Consider the following 7,095-nt stretch of genomic DNA (forward strand, 5'->3'; position numbering starts at 1 on the left):
GTCTTAAATGTAGCGCTGGCTCACTTTTATCATTATAAAATTAAACGGCAACGAAAAATCAATTGGTTATGTTCTATTCTTTTATCTGCAGCCTAAGCTGAACTGCCAAAAGGAATTTCTGATGTTGTTTAAACGTATAATCATCATGCTGGTTACGCTGCTCGGCTGTTTATTGAGTTTACCGGGTTATTCACAACAGACAGAGACAGCCGCTTCGTGGGAGCAGTGGGTGGCAGAGCGCCATCCTGATTTAGACTGTCCCTGGCTTATATCTGCGAAGAACAAAAAAATTTGTAACTGGCCGGGAGAGTTTGTCGGCCGGATAGTGGATGACGGCATGTTGTTTGAAATGACGGTACAGGTCTTCTCCAAAGATGCACTGGTAAACTTACCCGGCAGTAAACGTAACTGGCCGGGCGCTTTAACGGTTAATAAACAACCGGCCGCTTCAGTTGATCACAACGGAACACCAAGGCTGCATCTTCAAAACGGCAGTAATATTATTCGCGGCAAGTTCCTATGGCAGGAAATCCCGCCGGCTATTGCGCTGCCGGACAATATTGGTTTAGTGAAAGTATTAAGAGGCGGTAAAGATCTACCAATCAGCATTAATAACGGACGTCTTATTTTATCGGCGCACCAAAAAGAAGCGCGGCTTAATGATAAAAATACACTGAAAATTCAGGTATACCGGGCAGTAAAGGATGCAGTGCCGATCTCTTTAACTACCATTATAAAACTCTTCGTTAGTGGTAAACCCCGTGAAATAACCATAGGGCAGGTTTCAATTGCAGACAGCAGAACAATTTCTCTACACTCACCTTTACCGGCAAGGTTAGAAGAAGACGGTATGCTTCGGGTGCAGGTGAAGCCGGGAATACATACAATAACAGTGACGGGGCGTTTTACAGATAACCGCACCGCTGTTTCCACCCGCAAGGTTTCTGCGCAGTGGCCGCAGTATGAGTATTTTTCTTTTATCGCCGATCCCCGTATCCGGGAAGTAAAAATCAACGCGGTTAAAAGCATTGATACATCACTGGTTGATGTACCGGCGCAGTGGAAATCTTACCCGACTTACCGCCTGGAAGAGGGGGACACACTGCTGCTTGAGACGATAACGCGCGGAGACAGTGCTTCACATCACAACAGTATTAATATTGACCGGCAGATCTGGCTGTCCTTTGACGGAAACGATGCCACAGTCAAAGATAATATCAGTGGTAAAATGCATCAGGGCTGGCGTTTAGATGCAGCCGACAGTATCCGTTTAGGGCGCGCGTCGGTTAATCATACTCCGGTATTAATTACCCGTTTTGCAGGCAGCCAGGGCGTGGAAATCCGCAGTCCGCAGATAAATTTACAAGCGGTCAGCTCTATTGCATCAGTGAAGAATATCAATGCGGTGGGCTGGCAGACAGATGTTGAACAATTAACGGCGGTGATCCACCTTCCTCCTGGATGGCGTGCGGTTCACGCCGGCGGTGTTGACGGCATTAGCGGTACCTGGATTCAGAAGTGGAATTTATGGGATATCTTCTGGCTGATGATTTTAATTGCGGCGGCCAGGAAGCTGCTTGGCGTGAAAGGGGCGCTGTTAATGGCGCTGACATTAGTGTTTACTTTTCATGAACAACAGGCACCGAATACGCTTTGGGCTATTTTGCTGGCCTTTATCGCGATTATCGGATTACCGCTAGGCAGGCATAAGCTGTGGCTGAGCAGAATGGCACTGCTGCCGGCGGCCGCTTTAGTACTGACATTTATCGTTTTCACTATCAGTTCGCTGCGCTTAGCGGTATATCCGACACTGGAAAAACACGATATGCACAGTTATCAGGTAAGCCCGCCGGTTTATCAGCAGAATGCGGCTCCGGCAGAGGTACTGATGCAGGAGATGGATGAGGCGGTTATTGTCAGAAGTAAAAAAGACAGTCGACGTGAGAAACAAGTCAAACGTGATATTTATTCACAGAGCGGAGGCAAAGCGAAACAAAATTTATATCAGGTAGGAGATAATGACCGCGTGCAGACCGGGCCGGGCATTCCCACGTGGTCTTGGAACGCTTTATATATTAACTCCTCGGGCACAGTGACAACGGAACAGCAGATTCATCTGCTGCTTTCTTCTCCGTTACTGACTGCGCTGTGGCGGATTATTAATGTTGTGCTGATTGGTTTTACCGGGGCTGTTGTGCTGCGCCGCCTTTTAAGGGCTGCACAGTTTAAAAAAGACAAACCGGATCAAAACGCTCCTGACAGCGGCGAAGCACCGCTTGATAATCAGCCCCGTCGTTCAGAACCTGCAGTACTTAGCGTTATGCTTCCGTTAATAAGTGGGCTTATGCTTGTTGCAGCGCAGAGTGCGGATGCGGCGGATCGGCTTCCGGAAGAAAACGGCTATCCACCTGAATATCTGCTTAATGAATATGAAACCCGTCTGTTAAAGTCGCCGCCTTGCCTGCCGTTTTGTGTATCGTTAGATAATGGTCTGCTGCTGGTAAAGGATAATCAGTTAAGTATTAGCTTTGCTATTTCTGCCGATGCCGATATTGCCATGCCCCTGCCCACTGGGGGAGAAACCTGGCGGGCGGAAAAAATCCTGCTTGATAATAAGCCGACAGTGCTGAGAAAGTCTAAAGGTGTGCTGACGGCGTTTATTGCTCAAGGGCATCATTCGTTCACTATCTCGGGAGCGGTGAAAAATGAACAGATATCCATTAACCTGCCGCACAATATTCATAACTTCAGGGTTAATGCGCCGTCCTGGTTAATTGACGGTGTCCGCAACGGCGTGGTGGTTAATAACAGTATCGGCCTCACCTCAAAAGAGGTGCTTGCCCGCCAGGACAGCAATACGCTGGCGCCGCTGCCGGTGAAGCCGTATGCTGTTGTGCACCGCCGCATAACCCTTGGTAAAGAGTGGCGCATGTTGACCCGCGTAGAAAAGCTGGCGCCGACAGTTGATGCCGCCTCATTTAATATTGCCTTGTTAAAGGGCGAACAGCTGTTGTCTGCTTATCCGGTTAATGAAAACGGCACCGTTAATGTACAGATCCCGAAAAACCAGCGTACTATCAGCTGGCTGTCGGCACTGCAGCCGAGTGAAAGTATTCGTCTTACAGCAGCGGATAACCCTGCCTACTCAGAAACCTGGACATTAATACCTTCCTCTATCTGGCACGTAAAATTTGCCGGTATTAAACCGCTAAAATCGGATCTTAACAGCGGTCAGCTGCAGCCGACCTGGAAACCATGGCCGGGCGAATCCCTTGATATCCATGTAAAACGTCCTGATGGTGTGCCCGGTGAAATATTTACCACTGAAAAGGCGGCGTTAGTGCAGCAGTCCGGTAAAAATGTACAAAAATCAACTCTCAAACTAAAAGTCAGAGCCAGTCAGGGTACGGCTTATGAAATTGCCCTAGCTGAAGGGGCTAAAATTAATTCGCTGCTGCACGACGGACGGAAAATGAGTATTAACAGCGGCAGCCGCGCGGTTGTACAGCTGCACCCCGGCGAACAGCAGATTGAGCTGGAATTTGAAAGGCGTGCTGAACTGAGCTGGAGTAACAGCAGTGCTGCTGTAAAACTGCCGGGTAAAACCGTTAATATTAATATCGAATACCACCTTACCCGCGACCGCTGGTTAATTTATTTGAACGGTCCGTCCCTTGGAGCTTCGATGTTATATTGGGGAGTGCTCTTTGTTATCTTAATCGGCGCGCTGGTCCTGCCGGTTATCGCCCGGAAACTGCAGTTGAACATGCCGATAAGTACATTCGGCTGGATTTTATTAGGTCTCGGCTTTTCAACGGTTAACAGCTACGGTGTGCTGATAACCGCACTGTTCTTTTTTGTAACGGCACTGCGCAGCCAGTTTGTTAAGCCTGCTTCAATGAAGCGCTGGCAGTTTAATTTTCTGCAGCTGAGTCTACTGAGCTTAACCGTTATTTGTGTTATCTCTCTGCTTGTATCGATTCCGATAGGTCTGCTGTCAACACCGGAAATGCAGGTCACAGGTAACGGCAGTTACGGTCATTATTTTAAGTTCTTTCAGGATACAGCCGCAGACGGCCGGCTGCCGCTTGTCACTGTGTTCAGCCTGCCGATGTGGTTTTATCGGGTGGTGATGCTGGCCTGGTCTTTATGGGTAGCAACCCGCTTAATCAGCTGGAGTAAATGGTGGTTTGCTGCTTATTCATATAACGGAGCCTGGATTGCTAAACCTAAAAAAGTAGAGGGCGGAACAAAACAGCAAGCCGAGTCTGAAGAGAATATTAAAGACGCTTAAATAGTGCTTAGCGATGTAAATAAAGGCTTAGTAAAAATCCTGCTTATGCAGGATTTTTTGTGTTTATACGCGCCTGCGTCCTCAGGTTTTATTAGGAAAAGGATTGAAAAATCATAGTCTTTAGTTATACCCGTTTGTCATTAATAATTACTTTCAAAGACGATATTGATTGTTTCGCTGTATATTCTTCCCGGCGGCGCTTTATTGATACCGCTTAATTCAAAGGCCAGTTCAGCGGTACTGCGCAGCGGATCCAGATCGTCGCCGATTAAGCTTTCATCGCCGACCATGACGGCTGTCTGGTGTTTTAAATCCAGACTTATCCCGGTCTGTATAAAGTTGACTTTGCTGTGCAGCTCCAGCTCCGGATGACCGAAATTACAGTTACCAGCTGCACTGGCACCGGACTGACCGCATTGTAAAGTCATGCTGTAGGGGTCATTGGTATCAACAACAAAAGGCAGCCTGCCGATCATTAGATCATCATCTTTTGGATCGGCCTGCAGGGCAATGGCGCTGTAAGGAAAGTCCAGATAAAAATACTGCGGTATTTCTAGAGTTATAACTGGTATGACTGGTCCAACCGGTGTAACCGGAGTTCCCGGTTCTCCCTGTTTCCCTGATCCAGCTGTGCTAATTGCCAGCACCGAAGGGTCAAAAATATAACCTGTTAGGGAATAAGTGCCGCCTCTTACTTTAAGCGGGTCTAGTACTTCAAATGCGAAATATGTACTTTCGTATTTCTTGCTTCCCGAAACATAGCGAACAGCCATAGAAGCAGTTGATCCGAGTCGCTTTCGTGCATATGAGCTGCCTTTCTCATTTATTTCTTCTTTACATGCTGTATCGCCGGATATTTTATAGGCTATTGCGCCTTTATGGGGTTCCTTAGCGGCAGTAACATAAGCTTTATAAAAACCCAGCGGCCATATTCTCATATCAAGCGTATGACCCTTGTCACTAATCAAGGTCACCTCAGCGGGCTGACCACCTAAAGAAAAGGTTCTTAAATTTTTATCTGCAGTAATTTCTCCTCCAGGACCACTAGGCGTCATAACCCTTGCGGCTGCCGAAGCTGTTCCTGTAGTGCAGGCCGCCCCTCTAGCGCTTCCGCCAATTGCGTAACTATCTCCATTGGCTAGAGTAAGATTTATCCCACCGTACGACACGATTGCAATAGTCTGAATACTGTAGAGGCTTAAGAAAGCAGTCGACATAAAAGTTAAAATTATGCGTACTGTAACCATTTTTTTACTCTTGTATTTGGTGATTTCTTTCAAAAATGATATCGATTATTTCACTGTACATTCTTCCCGGCGGCGCTTTACTGATGCCGCTTAATTCAAAGGACAGTTCGGCGGTAGTGCGCAGCGGATCTAGATCGTCGCCGATCAGGCTTTCATCGCCGACCATGACGGCTGTCTGGTGTTTTAAATCCCGGTCCTTGCATGATCATCTCTATCACTTAGTGAGTGTGTCTAATGAGATCATGAAATAAAAGTTTTTATAAAAAGGGAAACAGATAATTAACCGAGGATGTGTAGACACGGAATAAATACCCGAAATAATACCTGTATGTGAGTAGCCGACCGTCAACTGTCAGCGTAATACTCTGCATTCGCCGGAATTTGTGCAGTTAGCTGCATATGCTCATTTAGTCTCGGGGCTGCATTTTCAACCAGGCTGGTGGAAATGTGATCCAGAATTAAGCGTACGCACCTATTCGAAAACCTTTAAAGCGCCATAGTCTGCGGTTATCCGAACAATATGCTCCACCGTTCACAACAGCGGGAATAAGGCTTTGTGAATCGTTATGAAATGCACCGGTCAGGGAAAAGCAGCAGGCGGACGGCAAGTATAGAAATACTTAAGCAGTATTTCGGAATATTGAAAAACGAAAATTCTGTAGAGCTTAATATTTTTATTAATTAAATTATAGGGGCTGAGGCTGTATTGAAAGAACTGACCTGCCATAGTGTTTTTAGCTAATCTTCTGATTTAAGACTATAAGGTGTTAATGTCTGCTATTTAAGATATTTTAACTGCGTATTAGCTGCTTCTTACATATTTTTACAATCATTTAGAGGTGATAAATGCGCGTTGGCTTTATGTTTATTTGCTACAATCAGGTAAGATTGATGTTTTTTTGTTTGTTCGTAAGTATGCTGTCAAATACATGGTCGTATATTAACTGCATATAGAGGAGCCTATAAATGTTAACAATAATAACTCTAATAGCAATATCTGTTTTTTTTCCGTTTTTCTGGTTCATTACGGGTGTATATATTATTTACCTGGCTGCAACTAAAAAGCGCCGAAGAGATAAAATCATATTGGATGAAATAATACAGTCTATTGATTTGAAAAGAGAAAAAGTTATTCTAGATTGGCTGTATTTTAATTCAGCCAAAGGCTTCGCTGCGGATAACGGTACGATTTTGTCCGAGTACGACAATGATCCTTCAGACGATACATTGATTGTAAATTTAAGGCTCTGTTCCATTTATGTGTTGTTACCCGTATGCGGATTGTAAAATTCGCTGATAATCAAAGTTTGAGTTACTTTCTCTAAACCAAGCAAGATAATGTGGCAAATACTTTGTCGCAACACCTCGCATTTTTACATCCACCCAACCTTTGAAATGAGCTATTGCTCCATTAACTGTTTGGATATGATAAATTTTATCTATCACTCTTTTTTTACCACTTATCAATCGTTTGTGATCGCAATTTGTGTTTTTTGCAACACTGACATATGCCCAAGCACCATCACTGCATAATACCGAACTTTCTGCTATGTG

Annotated in this window: 5 protein-coding genes; 2 read left to right on the forward strand and 3 right to left on the reverse strand. The window is 45.3% G+C overall.

The genetic code is table 11. The features are described 5' to 3' along the window. Window positions 1-121 precede the first annotated feature (121 nt). Window positions 122-4,294: a hypothetical protein gene (locus tag G327_RS0115245; RefSeq protein WP_019615665.1), complete on the forward strand. Its 4,173-nt coding sequence runs from the start codon at window positions 122-124 to the stop codon at window positions 4,292-4,294. 140 nt (window positions 4,295-4,434) lie between these two features. Here G327_RS0115245 and G327_RS0115250 read toward each other — a convergent pair whose 3' ends face one another. After that, window positions 4,435-5,541: a hypothetical protein gene (locus G327_RS0115250; RefSeq protein WP_019615666.1), complete on the reverse strand. Its 1,107-nt coding sequence runs from the start codon at window positions 5,539-5,541 to the stop codon at window positions 4,435-4,437. A 4-nt stretch (window positions 5,542-5,545) separates the two neighbouring features. Further along, a complete protein-coding gene (locus tag G327_RS26895; RefSeq protein ID WP_019615667.1) occupies window positions 5,546-5,707 on the reverse strand; it encodes a hypothetical protein in 162 nt (53 codons plus the stop codon). An 800-nt stretch (window positions 5,708-6,507) separates the two neighbouring features. Here G327_RS26895 and G327_RS0115260 point away from each other — a divergent pair. After that, on the forward strand, window positions 6,508-6,828 hold the full coding sequence (locus G327_RS0115260; RefSeq protein ID WP_019615668.1) for a hypothetical protein: 321 nt from the start codon (window positions 6,508-6,510) through the stop codon (window positions 6,826-6,828). Here G327_RS0115260 and G327_RS26585 read toward each other — a convergent pair. Further along, window positions 6,808-7,095, reverse strand: a 288-nt coding sequence (locus G327_RS26585) for an IS1595 family transposase (protein WP_019615245.1), incomplete at its 5' end; no start/stop codon positions are given. The genes G327_RS0115260 and G327_RS26585 overlap by 21 nt on opposite strands.

It is taken from the genome of Psychromonas ossibalaenae ATCC BAA-1528, from assembly GCF_000381745.1.
Lineage (GTDB): Bacteria > Pseudomonadota > Gammaproteobacteria > Enterobacterales > Psychromonadaceae > Psychromonas > Psychromonas ossibalaenae.